The organism is Photorhabdus viridis, assembly GCF_040256935.1.
Lineage (GTDB): Bacteria > Pseudomonadota > Gammaproteobacteria > Enterobacterales > Enterobacteriaceae > Photorhabdus > Photorhabdus viridis.
In genome coordinates this window covers 1-18349 of the sequence record NZ_JBEJZY010000044.1, presented here as the reverse complement: position 1 = coordinate 18349, position 18349 = coordinate 1, and the positions used below count along the sequence as shown (strand labels likewise).

Below are 18349 nucleotides of genomic sequence, written 5' to 3'. Positions count from 1 at the left end.
AACTATTAAAATTTAAATTAATTAAGACATTGACTAATATACTCTTGCAAATATCTTAATTTTGCCTGGTCGTTGATAATGCCTTCTCTGATATCGAGAACAGTTGATCCAGCTTCTTCAGTGAGTTCGACGGTGGTTGCATGGCCCACTCTGCCGGAGGAACCGGTTTCACTTTGACTACAGGTTGCCGCGATGCGCAACTTGCGACGACCGGCAGCAACATCATTGCGAAGAACATCAATTTCAGATTTGGCATTAGCAAGTTCCTGAGTGTGTTTCACATCAAGCTCGCGCAACATAGTGATGTGTGAATTTTGATAATTAAGCGCATCCGTAAGCTGTTGGATTTCTGATTGCCGCTGTTTTGTAATATGCTGCTCTTTCTGTAACTCAGAGTGATAACAATACGCTGTCAATGAAATAAGGATCAACGCTAGTATCGTGTAGTAATGAAAGTTAAATTTCATAGCAACAATACCCCAGAAACCAACCCCATCCATCTTTACCTATCAAAGTAAGAACAAAACCAAACAGAAACAATATCCTGGCCAACGAATGTCTATTCATCCAGCCCCCAGCAAGTTAATTCCGATTCCTGGGCACGTCGCTCAACTTGACCATAACAGCCGTTTGCCTGCCCTTTGGTCTGTCGACAGTCTCGACCATTATCAAATACCCAACGTTTTATCTCAGCACAAGCGCCTTTCTTATCTCCGGCATTCAGCTTTCTATAGAATGTGGAAGAGAAGCATTTCGATGGGCCAATGTTATATGGGCAAAAGCTGGCAATACCTGCTATCTGAGGTTCAGTTAATGGCACCCGCACATTGCGTTTTGCCCATGCAATAGCCTGCTTTGCTTCTTGTGCATTGAGGTCACGGCACTGATTCGGCATTAACCTCATCCCCTGACGAGCGGGAGTTCCATCAATCCAAGTAACACCTCGGCAGATTGTCCAGACTCCCCCCGCATCTTGATACGCTGATAGCCGGTTACCCTCTTTCTCGTCCAAGAACTGAGACAATATCGCCGTGGCACCTGCACCAGAGAGAACCAGACCGATAACCACAGCACTTAACTTACTGGTCTTTGTCATTGCGGCTAAGCTCCCGATGCTTGTAGTACCAGTTGACCCCAAAGGTGCCAACAGTGCAGATAATGCCAATAATGATGGCCCAGTCGTTCAGCGACAGAGCACCAAGCATTGCTGTAAATGTGCCCCAAGTGTATGCAGTGGGGCTGGTGTATTTGTCCATACGCATAATTCCATCCCACTGATGGAGTGATCATTTAGTTAATTTAATTACTTGGGCTGATTTGCCCTGTATTGATTTAAAAGACTCAATAAGCATCAGACTTCACTGCATTAAGAGAAGAACGTATACTTGCAACAAATTTGAATTACCTGACATACACATTTTTATGAGCTTAATTTACATACGACTATATATTAATAAAATTGTTGTTCGCAACGTCAGCACTGGTAAAGAAGTCTCTGGTACCCCCGACACTCCCTTTACCACATCTCGTTTATTACTAGGGCAAATGATACCTGCAATGTTTTTGCTTAAAAAATTAATAAAGAAAGTGAGAAAAAATACTTGGTATAACTTTTTTTTGTCAAACCATCATGTGATTATTCAGCCGATGGAAATGAATGAAGGTGGACACAGCCAAGTTGAATTTAGAGCTTATATAGATCTCGCTAAGAGCATTACTTCAAGTCAAAAAGTTAATCTCTGTTCACCGAGATTACAACCACTTTCTGACAATGAAATCCGCCAAATACTATCCAACAATTCACTATTTGGCCATAATAACTAATGAGAGAAACTCAAATAACCCCTCCACCGCAACGAGGTAGTTATTCATATTATTACCCCAATTTCCCGCTTAGTTTGGTTAAAGTACTCTTCTTCCAATTCTACACCCAAGACCCTACGATTCAGCTTCAGTGCCGCTTTTAGTGTTGAGCCCGATCCCATAAAGAAGTCCGCCACCAAATCCCCTTCCCGACTACTGGATCGGATAATATGCGCCATCAAGTCTGCCGGCTTTTCGCAAGGATGTTTACCTGGGTAATACTGAACAGGTGGAAAAGACCAGACATCAGTATAAGGCACATCTACCGTCACCGAGAACGGACGGCGCAGCAGCCCATATTCCAGACTCAATTCCTCATATTGGCGTGACAAAGTAAGATGAGATTCTACTAACTCATGATATGGCCTGTTTAATTCTCCGTTCTGGTGTTTTTCTCTGGCTATTCGAGCGAACAATATCCGCAGTTTTTGGTAATCCACTTCATTGGGTAATTGCCACTGGCTATCACTGAACCAGTGACTGGCCATCTGTTTTCCTGTGGCAGCGTTAATTTCTTTTGCTGTGACACCCAACACCTTTCGTGCATTGCGAAAGTAGTCCACAAGCGGTTTAAAGACATATTGCTTAAGTTCGCGGCATTTGTGGAAATACCCATCACCTTTAGGTTGATAAGGCCCCTGATAATGTTCAGCAAATATGATCCGTTCAGTAGAAGGGAAATAAGCCCTTAAACTTTCTTTATTCTGCCTGCGCCACGGACCAGAAGGTTTTGCCCAGATAATGTGGTTAAGCACATTGAACCGTTCACGAACAAGGATTTCCGTATCAGACGCCAAACGCGAACCACAAAATATATACAAACTGCCGTTGGGTTTCAGCACACGCCAGAATTCAGTCAGTACTTCATCCAGCCACGCAAGATAAGCCGTTACATCCTCCCATTGTCTGTCCCAACCACACTCTTTTACCCGAAAATAGGGGGGATCGGTGGCGATTAAGTCTATGCAGTTGTCTGGTAACGTTTTGATAAATCGTAGAGAGTCGTCATTAATTAATGTGATACCACTTAAATTCACAATATTTTCCATAATCGATACTAGCTTACTCTCTGGTTAGCACAGAACAGGCGAATGGCTGGTGTCGTCAACTCCACCAGCCATCCATTTCACCGCTTAAGAAGTCACCCCATCAAAGGCAACGCTTGAAAAAGGTGTCGTTGTCCCGGCTTTCCATCAAGCCAGCCAGACAAAATTGAGTTAAAAGTAATTGGCAACGCGGTGTTGATAGCCCCGTCAGAGTTGAAACATCGGGAATAGAAACCCAGTCATACATTGGTACTGTTTCTAAAACACATGAGGCTGTTGTTGTCATATCTTCATGTTTTAGCATGATAATTTAAACCTTTGGTCAGTTATTGTGCATAGACACACATGTAACTCTGACCAATGACAACAGCAAGTTTTATCTGAATTTCAGGCAATAAAAACCCCCGCACTGGGCGAGGCTATCAGTCACGAATACTACTATCACAACATATACTGAAATAGTGGCTCATAAGTTCAAAGATGTCAACACGTTCGTGACAAAAGTCTTGATTTTCTTTCCTGTTCCCGTCTTATAAAGGCATCTTGCAATGGTTGACAAATCAAATATTCCGTTGCTCTTAATATTTCCTCAACCTCACGCCGACAAGTTGACATTGATGGCTTTCGCTTACGCAACATACCATTTCTGCGGATCATAATTCTTGGCTGAACCGTTGCATGATAATGTTTGGCAATTGCTCTATCAGATACACAATAAACATATCGACTAAGCAACATCCCAAATGCAACCCGATCAATGTGGTAAATATGGTCTACTACCCTAGCGATTAACATTCCGTCATCATCATTGCATATCGGACGTTCTGGATAACCTCTCAGCTCTACCGTCGCCATAAGCTCAGCAATCATACTGCTCTGACGTTTATCAAGCCTGCCAGAATACACCCATGCACCGAACTTGGATAACCAGTCCTGCAACCAAATTTCTTGTGCCTGAGTCAATTGCAGCCCATCCGTTGAAAATATCACACCCGACATAACCGTACCTCTCCAACTTCCCTTTTAACTTGGGGCAATAGTTCCGTTGCCATACTGTGGATTGCTTGCCATGTCTTCGGTGCCGCATGAAAGCCCGTGGGATGCAAACGCTCGATGATAGCGAGGATGCAGCAGAATGGAGAAATGAGCAGCCCTTTGGGCCATATCTTGTACCGCTCTCACATGATGAATTTCCGCAAGTATTACTCCCAACCCCATATTCCGACAACAGATACATCCCAGTAATGTCACATTAGAAAGCCACTGTTTTTCACTTTTAGCCATTGGCTCTGCCTCTCATTACATAAAATCGGACAACTGAGAAGCTGCATGTTCAGCGGCGTTTCGGGTCGGGAAATTGCGATACAAAATAAAGTTCCAAAGCACGTTTAATGTATCTTTATAAAGTTCCTGAAATTCCATCTCTTCCATTTTGGCGAAACTGACTGAACGAGGTTCACGGTACAGACTGCCGTTGGGCATTTCGTAAATGTCATAGTGCCCTGATTCCACTGTTGCCCAGCGCCGAAAGGCATCAAAGGATTTAGTGGCAGTAATATTCTGGGCTCGGTTTTTAGATATGCCAGCAAGATATTCATCCGCAGCGGATTGTAAGACATCTTCACTGCCCGCGAAGTGTGCAAGAAATTGTACGTAGCCACGCACAAGCGCTTTCTCTTCCGGGGAAATGGTACCCCCAGCAGGTTCCCAGTATTCATAGCCGAGATTCAGAAGGGCAAAATATTTACGATGGAAACGCGGGTTACGTGCTTTCTTAAAATCCGCATAGAGCACATCGCCCCACTTCACTTTGGAGTGTAGGTATTCCCTGGCTGCGGGAGTCGCAGGTCTCAGGGTGTCATTCGAAATTTTGATAAAACTATGCTGCGTCATTACTTATCCTCAAAGTTATGACACAGCAGCTTTTGTTTAGGTTATCAGATGTTCAGGCCGATACGAACAGAATAACAGGTGTTAGTATTAATTCCCAATTTTACTTTCTATTAAATAAATTGACGACGTTTGTATCTTGTTGTGTAGTAGATATATTAATACTATTCTTCAATTGTATTCTGGATTGGAAATCAAGTACCTGTGATTCTGACAAGAATCCCTTAGGAACTGAACATAAATCCTCTAAATCTCCTTTTGGGAAACCAAATTCCTCAAGAAGTGTTTTTTTACTAAAAGTTCTAGAATCCAATAATAGATTTAAGCACCTAGGTAACAAACGAACCGACTCTGGTTTTCTAAGATCATCAAGCGGCTCTCCTTTTCGCCAACCTCTAGCAGAAATATTTTTATATAACCTCTGATATTCCAGAGAAGATATTAATTCTAAATTTCTCGCTCTAAGGATCATAGATTGTGCCGACATCCCCCAGCGATTTTTTAGAGATATGAAATTCTGTAATGTAGGATATGGAGGAAGCTCTACAGAAAATGACTCTTCCGGCAGCATGAAACTCGACGCAAACTTATGTGCTTGCTCTTCTATTGGATTAAAATTGATATTATCAAATTTATTTATATATCGATGTAAGACTATATGACCTAATTCATGAGCAGCATCAAATCGACTACGATAATAGTTATCTTTATCACTAGCTAAAACCACATACGGTCTATTCTCTAAATCATTCCATTGAGAATAGCCATCCATTACAGAACTACCTTGTTCAAATCTGGAACAGACTATCCCCGCATTCTCCATTACCAGTAATAGATCATCTATCGGTGCAATACCTAATCCCCAAGCTTTCCTACACTCAAAAGCCATTCTTTCAATCAATTGATCATCTATCGCTCTGTAATCCTTTACGTTAAGATGAGGAATGTTAACCTCTGGATAATCAAGATATTCTTGCATCTTACATGATAACTCTTGAAACCACCCCATGTATCGCTCTGAGGCGATACATAAGTCTTTTGCCGTGGTTGAAAGTGTTCGGAAGAATACTGGTTTTTTTTCGTACTTAACAATAGGCTTTGTGAACCAACTTACCGGGCAATTAAGAATCTGACTTAAGCTATGCAATACTTCTGCATCGGGGGAATGATTACCGTTTTCCCATTTGGTAATAGTTGATGGCGAACGATCTACTAACCTACCAAGGTTAATTTTCGATAATCCCCTCGCTTCTCTTATCTGTGTCAACCTTTCAGATTGGAAACCAGAAATTCCCACTCTCATAATGTCTCACCTATTCTATTTTTCCTGATCCTTCAGGCGCTTCTTGAGCTTAGGTAAAACCATATCAGGAATGACTATCTTCTTCTCTCCAGTATAGAGGGCTAAAAGCTCCGTTACAGATTTATTATAGTGAAAACCTTTCATATTGGTAAAAGGAACCACAATCCTTAAATCCATCATGCTGGCCTGAGATTCATGATATGGTGGATTAATATTTATTAACAACACACCTAACGTATCAATGTCATTATGATGTTTACTATCTTCTTCTCTAAAAAGATCTGGGGTATAGCCTTCAAATTTTTCATTCAATTGAGCTATCAATGAACGATGTTTAGCACCTCTTATATGGCGCTCATCGTGATTTAACCCAATACGGCTAATTTTAACACCTTCTGAATCGATAATAATGTAATGCTCCCCTTTCGGGGATGTATCAGCATCGTAACAAAGATAACCAGAGCGACTTGCGGCCTCCCTCAATGCTGAATTAAGGCCATAGTGCCTAGCCTGAGGCCTAAATCTACGTTGCTCCGGTTCACCAAGTTTTAATATATTGCCTACAGTTACTTCCTGTGCTGCAGCATACTTAGCATATAATGCATCTTGTACGTTAAGCCAAAAATCACGCCTGAAAGCGTTTATTATCAAATCGGTAATATCACTTTGTGTGTCGTTAATGCTCATTTAGATACCCTGATTGCGTTAAGCAGATTTTATGGTATTTTTTTTTCGTTTTGAACGCAAGCAATATACTTGATATGTAATTTGTACGTTACAAATACAACTTCAACTCTTATACCATCCCAGTGTGTTCCATCAGGCCACTTCACTAGAAAAACAATATTCAGCTACAGAAAGGCTTTCTCCCGCCTTCGAAGAGTACAATTGCGCTTCAGCATCTCCAGCTCCTAGTTATCCGCCAGCAATTTTGGTAAAGCCAGCATCCTGCTGGCGTTTACGTTGAATCGACTAGCTTTTAAGTCTAAATTTGTAAGATAACGATGCTTTCAGCACTGCACCCAAAACGGGATAATTCATAACTACCCAAATTATCTAATAAAATCAGTTTACTGTTTATGGTCATTTTGATCTGCCTCTTTTGGTCTTTAGTTAAAATGCTTTGTCTGCGTATCGGCGCTCTTTTTGTTTAGCCTGTTGCTGTGTACGACATATTTCAGCAGCAACAATTTGATCAGTTGGTAAGTAATGCCCGTTTTTAAATTCCTGGAATATGGTTCCGGTTTCACCGTGACGATTCTTATCCAAAATAATCTCGGCATAATTTCTGGCTGGACTTAGTGGGTTATAAACAACATCACGATAAGTAAAAATAATTCGATCTGCATCTTGCTCTAGGCTACCTGAGTCTCGTAAATCCGCTGCAACAGGACGACGCTGATGTATAGGCCGTTTATCAACGTCTCTTGATAACTGACTCAATGCTGTAACAGGTGTATGCAATCGCTTAGCTAGTCCCTTGAGGGCCCTGGATATTTGAGCGATAGCAAGGTCATTACGCTCGGCTTTGGGCCTTTCTATCAACCCAAGATAATCAACAAAAATACCTTTCAGATTCGGGTACCTGCGCTTATGCGTTTCACTGATAGCACATATCTGTTCAGCGCTTAATTCACTAGCATCAAGAATATGAATATCGCGATCTATTAACTCGCTTATTGCGTTAGATATACGAGCCCAATCTTCATCATAAAATTCACCACGTCTCAATTTCGAAACTGACAACTGGGCAGAACCAGCAACTATACGTTCTGTAATTTGTTGTGCTGCCATTTCCATTGAAAACAGCAATACCGCCCCTCCATTCCTAGTCATACCCTCAATCATGCAAAGTGCCAGTTCTGTTTTGCCCATGCCGGGACGACCACCGATGAGAATTAAATCAGTTGGGTTAAATCCCCCCGTCAACGAGTCAAATGGCTCAATACCTGTCATAATCATACCGCGACTATCCTCACCTAAGTTACGCCTCCCCAGTATGTCAATGTACCCTTCAATCAATGTCTTGATGTGCACGGGAGCCAGGTTGCCAGTATCTCGTATTAGCTCCCCCATAGTGGACATAAAGCCCGTTATAACATGTTGTGCTTGAGTATGATTTTTAGTTTCCAGTAACGCCTGTTGGCCAGCGTTGATCACTGCTGTAACCCGCCGAACATACCAATATTCACTAACTTTATTGGCATAGCCTTTCAGGTTTGCATTCCAAACAGGACTCTTACTCAACTCCAGGATATTAGCTAATGTATTACCATCTCCACTCATAGCCTCAGCGATGAATATCGGATCAATCAGGGAACTACTGAACGCTTGTTTTTTGATTTCAACGTAGACACGACGCAAAAAACTTGAACTAAACGCCTCTTCTGACAACGTTGCAAAAACATCATAAGCATCCTGCGTTGCACCACCTGACAACAATCCGCTTATAACCGCAGACTCTAGATTGAGCTCATTCATACTACTGCCCCCTCCGGTAACTATCCCAGTCAAAAGCCAACACTACCCCACCCTGTAACACACGATCTAATACTCGGTCCCCTAAAAACACCGGCAGGTCATTCATTGGCAAATTACTGATCAGGATCGTTGGTAATAAATCTTCATATCGGTTATTAATCACCTCAAACAAGATATTTCGCTCTGATTCAGTGCCGTATTGAACGCCAATCTCATCGATGATCAGCAAATCCAACTCACTGTAAAACCTCAGTGTCTCGAACTCGTTGGTGTCAGCATCATTACTCCATGAACGACGAAATGCCCTGATAATACGTGATGCGGTTGTAATAAACGCACTGATACCGTTCTGAGTGACTATTTCACGGCATGTCGCAACAGCCAGATGAGTTTTCCCGGTACCAAGACGGCCACACATGATGATCCCCTCACCCGCAACTTTGCGTTCTTTCCAAGTCTGAACATAACTTTGGCAGATCTTCAGATTATGTTGAGCAGCTTTGTTTATAGGCTGATAATTTTCAAAGCTGGCATGTTCAAAACGTGGGGCAATGTTGATACTGTCAAGTAAGCTATTAGAGTTCATTTCTCCCCCTAATCAATATTTTCTGACCAATAAGAATCCTGTGGTTCGTAGGTTATACCCTCATAGCCTGTATGCGTATTTTGAGTAAATTTAGGTTTGATGTTTTGAGACTTTTCAGGAAACAACCCTTGCCACCCATTCGCAATTGACGTGCAAATCACTGAATCAGGATTCGTGCAATCTGCTAGTTTTTTCTCTTGCTGCTTACACATGGTTTCTGTCAGCGGCTTTTTAATTTCTAGCCGAAAAGTGACCCAATCAGCCCATACTTCATCGCTAACGTTTTTAGGCTTTGCCGTGATGGGATCGAATTTTAATTTCTCCCGTTTCCCCTTACGGGGGGTAAGGGGGGTTTTAGGTTCCGTGACTGGTTCAAAAGGGTGACTGGTTCTGGGTGCATCTCCTGCACCACTAACCCCCGCAGAATTTGCACCACTGGGTGCAAGAGATGCACCATATGGTGCAACATTTTCACTATAACCATGACTGGATTTATCCAGATTCAGGAAATAGACATTTGATTGATTCAGTCCATTTTGTGTCTTCCGTTCTGCAACACAGACAATGCCATCTTTTACCAATTGCTTAATGTGATTTTGAACAGAACGTTCTGATATTTCGCATTGTTCAGCAATGTAAGCAACTGACGGCCAGCACTCTCCCTGGTCATTAGCGTTATCAGCCAACTTAATCAGTACCAATTTACGAAGAGGATTACCAACTTTGATACTCATAGCTTTTACCATCAATGACATACTCATAATCAAGCTCCAAGTATTTTAGCAATCTGACGGCAAACTGACTTACACCGTTCAAAGGTAAGAGACTCCTCCAGCAATTTGGCCTTTTGCCGTTCATACTGTTCCCAGATATTTAACTCAGCTTCTCTACATCCTTCATAAATTTCTGAGATTTGTTCTATAGTTACAAGCTCACCATTCAGACGAAACTTATTACAATAGGTGATCTTTTCTATGGTTTTAAGCATTGGTCTTGCCTCTTTTAAACGTTTGTCAAAGCATTCAGTGCTGATATCGCAACGGTTATTTGTTGTGATACGTCACTACCTCCTAAACCTCCCAATAGGATTGCAATTATCACCGCCGTAAATTCACGAATCGCAACAGATATCAAATAATTAGTTGTTTCACCGTTAACTCTGGCTTTGCGTTCAAGTGGAAGGGCTGATTGGATAGCGGGTAACAACTCTGATACTTTTCTTCGTGCAGCCCTTGAATCACTGCGCAACCACCTGAAAATTTGCTGCCTGTTGTTATTGATAGCTTTCCAATTAGCATTCCCATTTATTTCAATGGGATGCAACTTGGCTGATACCGTTCTTTCACAAAGCAAGAAGTACATTCGGCTTATTTCGATTGCTACATACTCCTGCCCCTTCTCTGCCGCCCACGCCTCAACTTCGGCTTTCAGGGCGTTGATGTTTTGTTCCACTGTTTACGTCTCCTGTCGCAATATTGATTATTGAGAATCAGTTTTTATACTGACTGCTCAGTTAGCATTTATTTCAGGCCATATTTTCTGCCAGTCATGGGGACGAAGATCTTGTCTTGTCACTTTTCCATTGGTTGCATTTTCTATATCAAAACATCTGGCGGGAGGAACTGGAGCATAACCATGTGCCATTTGCGATAAATAGGAACTGGATACCCCAAGCTTCTCAGCAAGAAGTTTGGCTTCACCTCGCTTTAAATTAGAAATGTAATCATTTAGTTTCATAACTACCCCTTTTAGAAATACAGAAAGTTTAATAAATACTAAACATTTGTCAAGCATTTGCTTATTTAGTGAATACTAATCACAATTTAACTGGTAGAAAAATAGTGAAATCCCTAGATATATAGGTTCTTATAAATAAAATGAGCATGAAGAACATCAGGCAACAACGCCTAAGAGATTGGTTTTCCGATAAAACTCTTCCTGAAAAAGAGAAGAGTTATTTGTCACAGCTTATGAATGGTAAAGCATCTTTCGGCGAAAAAGCCGCGAGACGTTTAGAACAAGACTATCGAATGCCAGATGGTTATTTAGACGCCGATACAAACACCCACCAATTAGGAAATCCACTACAAGTAACATTGACTCCTAAGCAAAAAGTTCTTCTAGAGCTATTCGACGAACTGCCAGATAGTGATGCCGATGATCTAATAAAAAATCTTGAAGATAAAAAACGGCATTATGATAATTTACTAGAAGAATTATTACATAAAAAGAGGCAAAAGAAAGCATAGAAAAAAGTCGCCAATCGACTTTTTTCTTATTTATCAATAAGATTTTCATCTTACCCTGAACCCTACGGAATAAACCGTTAACCTCAATCACCCAATCCAAAAATTAATTAACCTTCAGCCAACACCCAAAAACTATCATGCTATATGCATAGCAAATCTCTAAAACTATCTTAGCCATCCTATTTCACAGTGCTATCACCAAGGGAAAATTCATTCAGTTCACACCTTGAAATAAATATAAAAATTAAAATAAATCAAATGGTTAAACTTAACACTTTGATAAGCCCTTCTTATTATTTAATTTTTACTTTACTTTTCGTTTATCAATTACTAAACTCAATTTCAACAGCAAACAGGCAGGACGCCCACGCAGTAGTCGCTACCGACATACGAAGAGGTAGATGATTTGCTAATCAGTAGCACGGCACAGCGGCCGTTTAGGTTAAGTGTTCAAAACCGAATTTACAGTTTCAATTGTCATGAGGGAGGAGAAGAGCAGGGTTCAATGTGACCTGCCATGATTACCACATATAACAACTGTATTTACCAGAAAGTGGAACAGGAAAGATCAACCAACACCAGGATTCCCCAGCCAGCGGTGGGAATGGTACAAAAACACTGGCAGTTGATGCGTTACGGTTCTTCTTGCCGGGTTTCTTAGAAACTGCGTGAATCAACGGACGGCGGGGAAAGACCCGCACATTAACCAATCGAACAACAGTTCTTATGTGTAATGATATGCAGAATATCAAATTAGGCCAATTCATCGGTCTGTTTGAAACATTTATTAAAACCATAACCTCTGAATGGTATTTATCGTTGATCAATCCGTACCAACTAATACCAATATGGGGAAAAACTAAGAATCAACAGATGTAAAAAAACCCACCGAAGTGGCGGGTTCTTTTACCCCGGATCGCCGACCAAAGCTAACCGGGAGTTTCTACTAACGAGGACCAACTCGTTAGAAGAGGCAAGACCAATGATTTCCATCATTGATCGCTAACAATATATCAGGAGTTGCTATGAAAGCACAACAAGAAACAATACAAGTAAAGCTCTATGTTCACGCTATCGAAAATAATATTTCACGAAAAATGAACATCACAGTCTTACCACATGACGCAAGTAAACACGGAAATGCATCGATCTTTGGTACAGTTGTCACTATTCATGATATAGAAATCCCATATCCAAATATTAGTCGTCCAGACTTTATAAACTCACAAATTGATACTCTAAAGAAAGAACAAAATAAAGTTCTTGCGGAAGCTCATGCTAAAGCCTCTGAACTTGAGGGCCATATTCAATCATTGTTATGCATTGAAGAAAAACCAATGTCTAAATCTGATGAAAAAATACCTGATTAAGGCTCAGGTGTATTTATGAAAAACATAAATGATGTAATTAATTTAATCCTAGATAATGGTTTAATTGCTATTGAGCATGAAAATAATAGCGATACAACAAACGCAACTATGCATATATCTATTATCGGTGGCAAAAGGCGAGTTGAATATTACCCAACGACAGGAATGGTTTATTCAAATGCTGTCAAGGGATTATATCCAAAAGTCAAAATGCCAAAAGCCGGGATTAAGGCAGCAATAAGATTGGCAAAAAAAGCAATTTATTAAAGAGGCAAGACCAATGTTCACATATATCTGTGTCTTTGAGCCGACAAAAAAAGCTCAAAAAAATGGAGCCGTACCACTTGCAATTGCACTCGAAGCCAATTCCGAAAAAATGGCTAAAGCTATGGCCATTGTTTACCTTGGGGAAGAGTACGCGGACGATATGAGCAACTTCAACACATCAAAACCGATTATTTGTAAAGATATACAAGGTTTCCCTCGCCCACCAATTGGTAAATTTGATGAAAAATTTGCTACTGAATACGAGTTCAACGGCACCACATGGCAGGCTAGAACGCTCGAACCAAAGAAAAACCCATCTATTACTACACGTGATTTTAATCACACTTACGCCACGTTAGATCTGGAAATTGCACTGGCATTACTAGACGGTGACTTTCATTGCTGGGCGATTATGTCACACAGTATGAAAGAAGCTAAGCAACTGATAACAAATAACAATGAAGCATGGCGGCAGTGGTCTACCGCATTTCGTATCAGAACCGACGCTCTGTCCATTCCACGGGAAACGCTTTTCAGAGTCGTACGTGAAGGTAAACACCACCCTGAATTTCTGACCGATGCCGTCGCTATTAAGGAATTCTTAAACTGTACTTTAAGTGATACCGACATACCCGTTGAATTACCAGAAGAGAAACCCAAGGTTTCCAATTATTCGGTGTCAACATCAGAAGCCTCAATAACAGATGTCACTCCAGATGAAGTTGAAACCCAACAGGCAGCGCTACAGGTTAAGGAGAAAAAAAGCGAAGCCAAGTCTCTCAAGACCAGAAAAACCAAGCAAACCAAAGAGGACAAAGCAGTAGAAGAGACTGCACAAGACAACACTACGGCGGATGATGAAGTCACCTCATTGCCTCCTGTCGCCACCCTGAGCACCAATGATGATAACTTCCAACATCGGGCCAATTTGCTGGAAGAAACTATCAAGGCACAAGGCAATGAACAGCAAACTAATCTCCGTATCTGGAAGGCTGTCCAACGTACCGATCCCCACTTTACAAAACCATTGGAGGGAATGGGGTTCAATGGTACAAGCATAAACAGTAACTATATGTTTATGCGGGCAACAGAACTATTCGGACCATTCGGTTATGGATGGGGCTGTAATGTCACAGAAGAAAAACTGATCAATGGTGCACCCATGTCAGAATCTATCTATGACGACAAAAATAAACAAATTGGGAGCCGATTCTTACGTGATTCTGACGGCACATTAATATGTGAACAAAATCACTCTATCAAAATTCTCTTTTGGTATCTGGTTGAATGTGACATTTGTGCTGAAATTGAAAGTTATGGTGCGACACCATACATGTACAGAACCAAATATGGAATTAAAACAGATGGAGAGGCCATCAAGAAATCACTCACCGATGCTATAAAGAAAGCGTTATCGATGCTTGGATTTTCTGCTGATGTATTTATGGGTATGCATGACAACCCTGAATATCTGGCTGACAATAATATTGAATTTGAAATCAAGGCCGCCAGTGATAAGGCCGAGGATCTAGTCAGATTACGCAAGGAACTAGACGATAAGTTCACCCGTAATACAGAAACTATGCGCACCGCTGTCAGCAAAAATGAAATTCGCGGTATAGCATCTACCCTTATCCGTGAATTAAGCATTCATTTAGGCAATTCCAAGGCCAAAGGAGACAAGGATTATGAAAAGTACTTATCCGGTCGTCTGCGTCGCTTGAATGAAATAGAGAAAGAATGTTTAACTCAATTAAAAGAGGCAAACCAATGACCACAACCGCAATTGCATTAGCAGCAGATTATGAAAAATTACAACAGTTGGTAGAAACCGGCGAGTTCTCGCCAGAAGATATCGCCGATACACTTGAAAGTATCGAATGTACTATCGGTGATAAACTTGACGCTATCATGATCCATGTTCGCAATATAGAAGGCCAAGCCAAGATTCTTGCGGATGAGTCTAAGCGACTCACTGACCGTAAAAAATCATTCGAAAGGCAAGTAAAAAACCTAAAAAAGTATGCGCTGGACTGTTTACTGAAAGCCGGCATGGATTCACTACGAACTACCAGAAACACGTTCACAGCCAGAAAAGGTATTATGAATGTCATCATTGATGATGAGTCAAAATTACCTGATGAGTTAGTTGATGTGCAGACAATTACCGCCCCGGACAAAAAAGCCATCAAAGAAGCTATTGAAAACGGTATCAATATACCGGGAGCTCATATTGAAATCGGCCAGAGAAGCCTGCAAGTACGTTAATATTCATTACATCCCACAAATACTGGGGCAATAAATAATATGGAGTGATTTATGGCTGCACGATTAGAAATCATTATCTCATTTGATGAAAACCTAAATAAATACCAAGTAGAATGGATAACAGGAGAAAGTCAAGATATTACAGATGAAGAAAAGAAAATCATTGCTCAATTAAAAAATAAATTACTGGCCTCAATGGAAAATGAATTAACTGGAAATAACCAATATTACCTCCATTAGATATTTAGCATTACCTTAAATTAACACAAGTGGGTAATGTCAAAAAATAAATCCGACAAGCATGTAGAATTTACGTTTGTATTTCTCGTCATGTGTCTATTAGATAAAAAACATGCAGCAGAATGCGAAATTGAAGGTAAATTAAAAGAGACAGACCAATGTTAAGACATTCACACAGCAAAAATGAAATTGTTAAATTAACGCTACCTGATGGTCGCAATGGGATCATCATTATCGATAGGAGTTGTAATGTACTCTATGATTTCCCATTTGACGTTAAAATAGTTCCAGTATCCAATTCTCAAGCTATCGAGAAAATGAGGGACCGAAAATGATATACGGTCTGTTTCTACTTGTATGTTCTTCGATAAACTGCCAGTACATTCCTTACGGCCATATTTACCAGGATGAAAAAAATTGCATAGCAGATATGGGGATGCAAGGCCCTGGAATTTTTGAGTGTTTACCCATTGAGGCCATAATTCACACTCAAAACTGATTAAGCTTAATCAGAAATCAGGTAACACAATGAATAGCATGATGGTAAATCCATTGACCGGAGAACCATCATGCAACCCTGGCAACCAGGACAACAGTTATTAACCAACTTCGATATCAAATTGGGAAGATTAGCAGCCAGTGTCAAAAATACATCTTGCAATCAAGGTGATATTACCCGTGTTTGTGCTGCCGTTGATCTGATCATTATATCAATGATGAGGCAAAACCATGTGAGGTAAATAAATGGTAAATATTGAATGTGTTCCCATATCCACTTATTGCTATGCAACAGGGGAAACAGTTGATGCAATTAATAAACGCATTCAGCGCGGTGTTTGGCTTGATGGCGTACATGTACTGAAAGTTGAAGGTGTTAAGGAACGCTGGATTGATTTAAATGAGGTAGCTAAGTGGGCCAGGAAAAACAGTATAGCAAATTGCCCAGAGGCATTACAGTAAGGAAACATCGTTCTGGTGAAACTATAAATATCTCTTTTACATATAAGGGGGTTAAATGCCGAGAACCCCTCTCAAATCTGGAAGTGACGCCCAAAAATATTAAATATGCCGAGCGTAAACTCGGCGAAATATACAATAAAATTGAACGGGATATTTTTATTTATGCTGAATTTTTCCCTAATTCATCACGTCTAAAAATATTCGGAAATGTCAATAAAGGTAGAACAATAAAAGATTATTTAGATGAGTATTTAAAAATCTGTGAAACCCGAAATTTATCACCATCCACAATTAATGGATATAAAAAATGTAAAACTGCTCTATCTGAATTACATAAAATTCCCGTTATAGAGTTAACACCAGCAATATTAAAAACTTGGATTCAAAAACGATCAACTGCTCTGAAAACAATCAGGAACAATCTGTCATTTTTACGAAGCGCCATAGATGAAGCAGTTACTGATTGCCTGATTAGTATGAATCCTGTGAATTTAGTCACAGCATCACGGTATCAAACTGAACGAATAGAAAATGATAGCGAATATATTGTTGACCCCCTATCTCCTAACGAGGTTACTGCATTACTGTCAGCAGCAGGCAATAAACAAAAGCAATGGGAAAATTTATTCCTTTTTGCGATACATACAGGACTTAGAAGCTCCGAGTTATGTGCGCTTCGGTGGCAAGATATCGACTTTATTGGCAAAACCGCACATGTCCAGTCGGCAAAAGTTGTGGGAATAATAAAAGGAACGAAGACAAAAGCCGGTACCAGAAAAGTCGAACTGAACACTGACGCTATGTCGGCCCTATTAAATCAGAAGGCATTCACTTTCATGAAAGGCAACGTGATATTTGAAGATCCTAAAACAGGCGAGGCTTGGGCAGGTGCAGATGCAATTCGTAAAAAAGCCTGGGTGCCTACACTGAGAAAGGCTGGAATTCGGTATCGCAACCCATATCAGACAAGGCACACATTTGCAACAAAACACATTAGCCAGGGAGTTAATCTTTTCTGGCTTGCCGCTCAAATGGGACATAAAGGCCCAGAGATGCTTTTCAGACATTATGGATCATATCTGAAAGACTATGACGGCAGCACATACAAACCCAAACAGGTCAGTGGTGGGACATGAAAGGAGCTGCAAAGGATACGCAGCGAAGATATTTCATAAAAATATTATTTATAACAATAAGATGCAAAACAATTAACGCGGGTTCAACTCCCGCCAGCTCCACCAAATAAATCAAGGGGTTACACTAAGGTGTAGCCCTTTTTGTTTGTCCAATGTCCACTTTGCGTCCACTCATTTTATTTTTATGGGCATCAATGGACACTACCTGCACCGCCGCATTCCTTCTGGTTCATCACTGAAACTACTTAAGATGCTTGAACGTAGCCTTACGCTTATTAATGAATTAAAAGTACGTTAACTAATACTTTCACTTTCTTCCTTGTCATAATGTAAAAGGAGAAAACAATTTCAGTTCTGTATATCCTGTAAAGCCGCGCCCTATTTGATTTCTATGATAAAGCACGGCTTTTCTTTGTGAGCTTATTTTTCACGTAAAATACAATTTTCATTTAATATCAATGCATTGGGATTTTTCCGTGATCCTCTTTTGATCCAAAAACTGAAATTTCCTGAAAATCTTTTCAATCATTTCAGTTTGTGATTCCTCTCACTTCGCCAGTGCTGGCACGGTTTGGCAGCTTGCCTTGTAGGATTTTAAAACTGAAAAAATTTTTTGATCCAAAGCGTGCAGGCGGGTGCGGTGTAGTGCCGTTTTCGCCATAAGTTCATTTATTTCGTCATAAGCGCAGC

Annotated in this window: 27 protein-coding genes and 1 tRNA gene; 12 read left to right on the top strand and 16 right to left on the bottom strand. The window is 40.6% G+C overall.

The genetic code is table 11. The features are described 5' to 3' along the window. Positions 1-17: 17 nt before the first annotated feature. From ABR397_RS17575 to ABR397_RS17565, 3 genes are all read right to left on the bottom strand, one after another. Positions 18-467, bottom strand: a complete 450-nt coding sequence (locus ABR397_RS17575; RefSeq protein ID WP_054480116.1) for a lysis protein — start codon at positions 465-467, stop codon at positions 18-20. 92 nt (positions 468-559) lie between these two features. Beyond that, the gene (locus ABR397_RS17570) at positions 560-1096 is read right to left on the bottom strand and encodes a lysozyme (protein WP_054480082.1); all 537 of its coding nucleotides are present in this window, start codon (positions 1094-1096) and stop codon (positions 560-562) included. After that, entirely contained in the window at positions 1080-1262 is a 183-nt protein-coding gene (locus ABR397_RS17565; protein WP_011147597.1) for a phage holin family protein, read from the bottom strand. The genes ABR397_RS17570 and ABR397_RS17565 overlap by 17 nt, the downstream gene beginning before the upstream one ends. A gap of 160 nt (positions 1263-1422) precedes the next feature. Between ABR397_RS17565 and ABR397_RS17560 the strand changes: the two genes are divergently transcribed. Then, complete coding sequence (locus ABR397_RS17560) at positions 1423-1824, top strand: YjaA family stress response protein (RefSeq protein WP_046397427.1); 402 nt, start codon at positions 1423-1425, stop codon at positions 1822-1824. 44 nt (positions 1825-1868) lie between these two features. On the opposite strand, the gene ABR397_RS17555 is transcribed toward ABR397_RS17560, so the two are convergent. The 13 genes from ABR397_RS17555 to ABR397_RS17495 all read right to left on the bottom strand — a co-directional run bounded on the left by ABR397_RS17555 (position 1869) and on the right by ABR397_RS17495 (position 10906). Continuing rightward, the gene (locus ABR397_RS17555) at positions 1869-2912 is read right to left on the bottom strand and encodes a DNA-methyltransferase (RefSeq protein WP_350306880.1); all 1044 of its coding nucleotides are present in this window, start codon (positions 2910-2912) and stop codon (positions 1869-1871) included. A 100-nt stretch (positions 2913-3012) separates the two neighbouring features. Continuing rightward, positions 3013-3213, bottom strand: a complete 201-nt coding sequence (locus tag ABR397_RS17550; protein ID WP_011147645.1) for a hypothetical protein — start codon at positions 3211-3213, stop codon at positions 3013-3015. Between the two features lie 179 nt (positions 3214-3392). After that, positions 3393-3908, bottom strand: coding sequence for an antiterminator Q family protein (locus ABR397_RS17545; RefSeq protein WP_054480583.1), 516 nt, complete (start codon positions 3906-3908; stop codon positions 3393-3395). Between the two features lie 24 nt (positions 3909-3932). Then, a complete protein-coding gene (locus tag ABR397_RS17540) occupies positions 3933-4193 on the bottom strand; it encodes a hypothetical protein (RefSeq protein WP_242685645.1) in 261 nt (86 codons plus the stop codon). A gap of 15 nt (positions 4194-4208) precedes the next feature. Continuing rightward, positions 4209-4802: a DUF1367 family protein gene (locus ABR397_RS17535; RefSeq protein ID WP_011147649.1), complete on the bottom strand. Its 594-nt coding sequence runs from the start codon at positions 4800-4802 to the stop codon at positions 4209-4211. Between the two features lie 100 nt (positions 4803-4902). Further along, complete coding sequence (locus tag ABR397_RS17530) at positions 4903-6102, bottom strand: helix-turn-helix domain-containing protein (RefSeq protein WP_046975053.1); 1200 nt, start codon at positions 6100-6102, stop codon at positions 4903-4905. Positions 6103-6117: 15 nt separating this feature from the next. Further along, positions 6118-6789 carry a hypothetical protein gene (locus ABR397_RS17525; protein WP_046975052.1) on the bottom strand — a complete coding sequence of 224 codons (672 nt, stop codon included), beginning with the start codon at positions 6787-6789 and terminating at the stop codon, positions 6118-6120. Positions 6790-7215: 426 nt separating this feature from the next. Continuing rightward, positions 7216-8583 (bottom strand): replicative DNA helicase, encoded by a 1368-nt coding sequence (locus ABR397_RS17520; protein WP_350306879.1) that lies wholly within the window; start codon positions 8581-8583, stop codon positions 7216-7218. Position 8584: 1 nt separating this feature from the next. Further along, entirely contained in the window at positions 8585-9169 is a 585-nt protein-coding gene (locus ABR397_RS17515) for an ATP-binding protein (RefSeq protein ID WP_011147653.1), read from the bottom strand. A gap of 8 nt (positions 9170-9177) precedes the next feature. Next, positions 9178-9930 (bottom strand): helix-turn-helix domain-containing protein, encoded by a 753-nt coding sequence (locus tag ABR397_RS17510; RefSeq protein WP_214086142.1) that lies wholly within the window; start codon positions 9928-9930, stop codon positions 9178-9180. A 2-nt stretch (positions 9931-9932) separates the two neighbouring features. After that, on the bottom strand, positions 9933-10157 hold the full coding sequence (locus ABR397_RS17505) for a hypothetical protein (protein WP_011147655.1): 225 nt from the start codon (positions 10155-10157) through the stop codon (positions 9933-9935). A gap of 14 nt (positions 10158-10171) precedes the next feature. Continuing rightward, the gene (locus tag ABR397_RS17500; RefSeq protein WP_046975051.1) at positions 10172-10621 is read right to left on the bottom strand and encodes a toxin YdaT family protein; all 450 of its coding nucleotides are present in this window, start codon (positions 10619-10621) and stop codon (positions 10172-10174) included. Positions 10622-10678: 57 nt separating this feature from the next. Next, positions 10679-10906: a transcriptional regulator gene (locus tag ABR397_RS17495; RefSeq protein ID WP_041380257.1), complete on the bottom strand. Its 228-nt coding sequence runs from the start codon at positions 10904-10906 to the stop codon at positions 10679-10681. Positions 10907-11046: 140 nt separating this feature from the next. Here ABR397_RS17495 and ABR397_RS17490 point away from each other — a divergent pair, with 140 nt between their 5' ends. From ABR397_RS17490 to ABR397_RS17440, 11 genes are all read left to right on the top strand, one after another. Beyond that, positions 11047-11418: a hypothetical protein gene (locus ABR397_RS17490; protein ID WP_011147658.1), complete on the top strand. Its 372-nt coding sequence runs from the start codon at positions 11047-11049 to the stop codon at positions 11416-11418. Positions 11419-11935: 517 nt separating this feature from the next. After that, positions 11936-12079 (top strand): hypothetical protein, encoded by a 144-nt coding sequence (locus ABR397_RS17485; protein WP_161804243.1) that lies wholly within the window; start codon positions 11936-11938, stop codon positions 12077-12079. Positions 12080-12443: 364 nt separating this feature from the next. After that, positions 12444-12788 (top strand): hypothetical protein, encoded by a 345-nt coding sequence (locus tag ABR397_RS17480; protein ID WP_046975050.1) that lies wholly within the window; start codon positions 12444-12446, stop codon positions 12786-12788. 15 nt (positions 12789-12803) lie between these two features. Beyond that, positions 12804-13055 (top strand): hypothetical protein, encoded by a 252-nt coding sequence (locus ABR397_RS17475; RefSeq protein WP_105399809.1) that lies wholly within the window; start codon positions 12804-12806, stop codon positions 13053-13055. Positions 13056-13068: 13 nt separating this feature from the next. Beyond that, positions 13069-14829: a hypothetical protein gene (locus ABR397_RS17470; protein WP_350306878.1), complete on the top strand. Its 1761-nt coding sequence runs from the start codon at positions 13069-13071 to the stop codon at positions 14827-14829. Continuing rightward, entirely contained in the window at positions 14826-15323 is a 498-nt protein-coding gene (locus tag ABR397_RS17465) for a siphovirus Gp157 family protein (RefSeq protein ID WP_054480588.1), read from the top strand. Before ABR397_RS17470 ends, ABR397_RS17465 begins: the two co-directional genes overlap by 4 nt. Positions 15324-15374: 51 nt before the next feature. Beyond that, the gene (locus ABR397_RS17460) at positions 15375-15563 is read left to right on the top strand and encodes a hypothetical protein (protein ID WP_040149348.1); all 189 of its coding nucleotides are present in this window, start codon (positions 15375-15377) and stop codon (positions 15561-15563) included. A 569-nt stretch (positions 15564-16132) separates the two neighbouring features. Continuing rightward, positions 16133-16303: a hypothetical protein gene (locus ABR397_RS17455; protein WP_011147665.1), complete on the top strand. Its 171-nt coding sequence runs from the start codon at positions 16133-16135 to the stop codon at positions 16301-16303. Positions 16304-16307: 4 nt separating this feature from the next. Further along, a complete protein-coding gene (locus ABR397_RS17450; protein WP_046975048.1) occupies positions 16308-16523 on the top strand; it encodes a hypothetical protein in 216 nt (71 codons plus the stop codon). After that, positions 16475-17659 (top strand): site-specific integrase, encoded by a 1185-nt coding sequence (locus ABR397_RS17445; RefSeq protein ID WP_054480590.1) that lies wholly within the window; start codon positions 16475-16477, stop codon positions 17657-17659. Before ABR397_RS17450 ends, ABR397_RS17445 begins: the two co-directional genes overlap by 49 nt. 2 nt (positions 17660-17661) lie before the next feature. Next, positions 17662-17764: transfer RNA gene (locus tag ABR397_RS17440), tRNA-OTHER, on the top strand. The last annotated feature ends 585 nt before the right edge of the window (positions 17765-18349 follow it).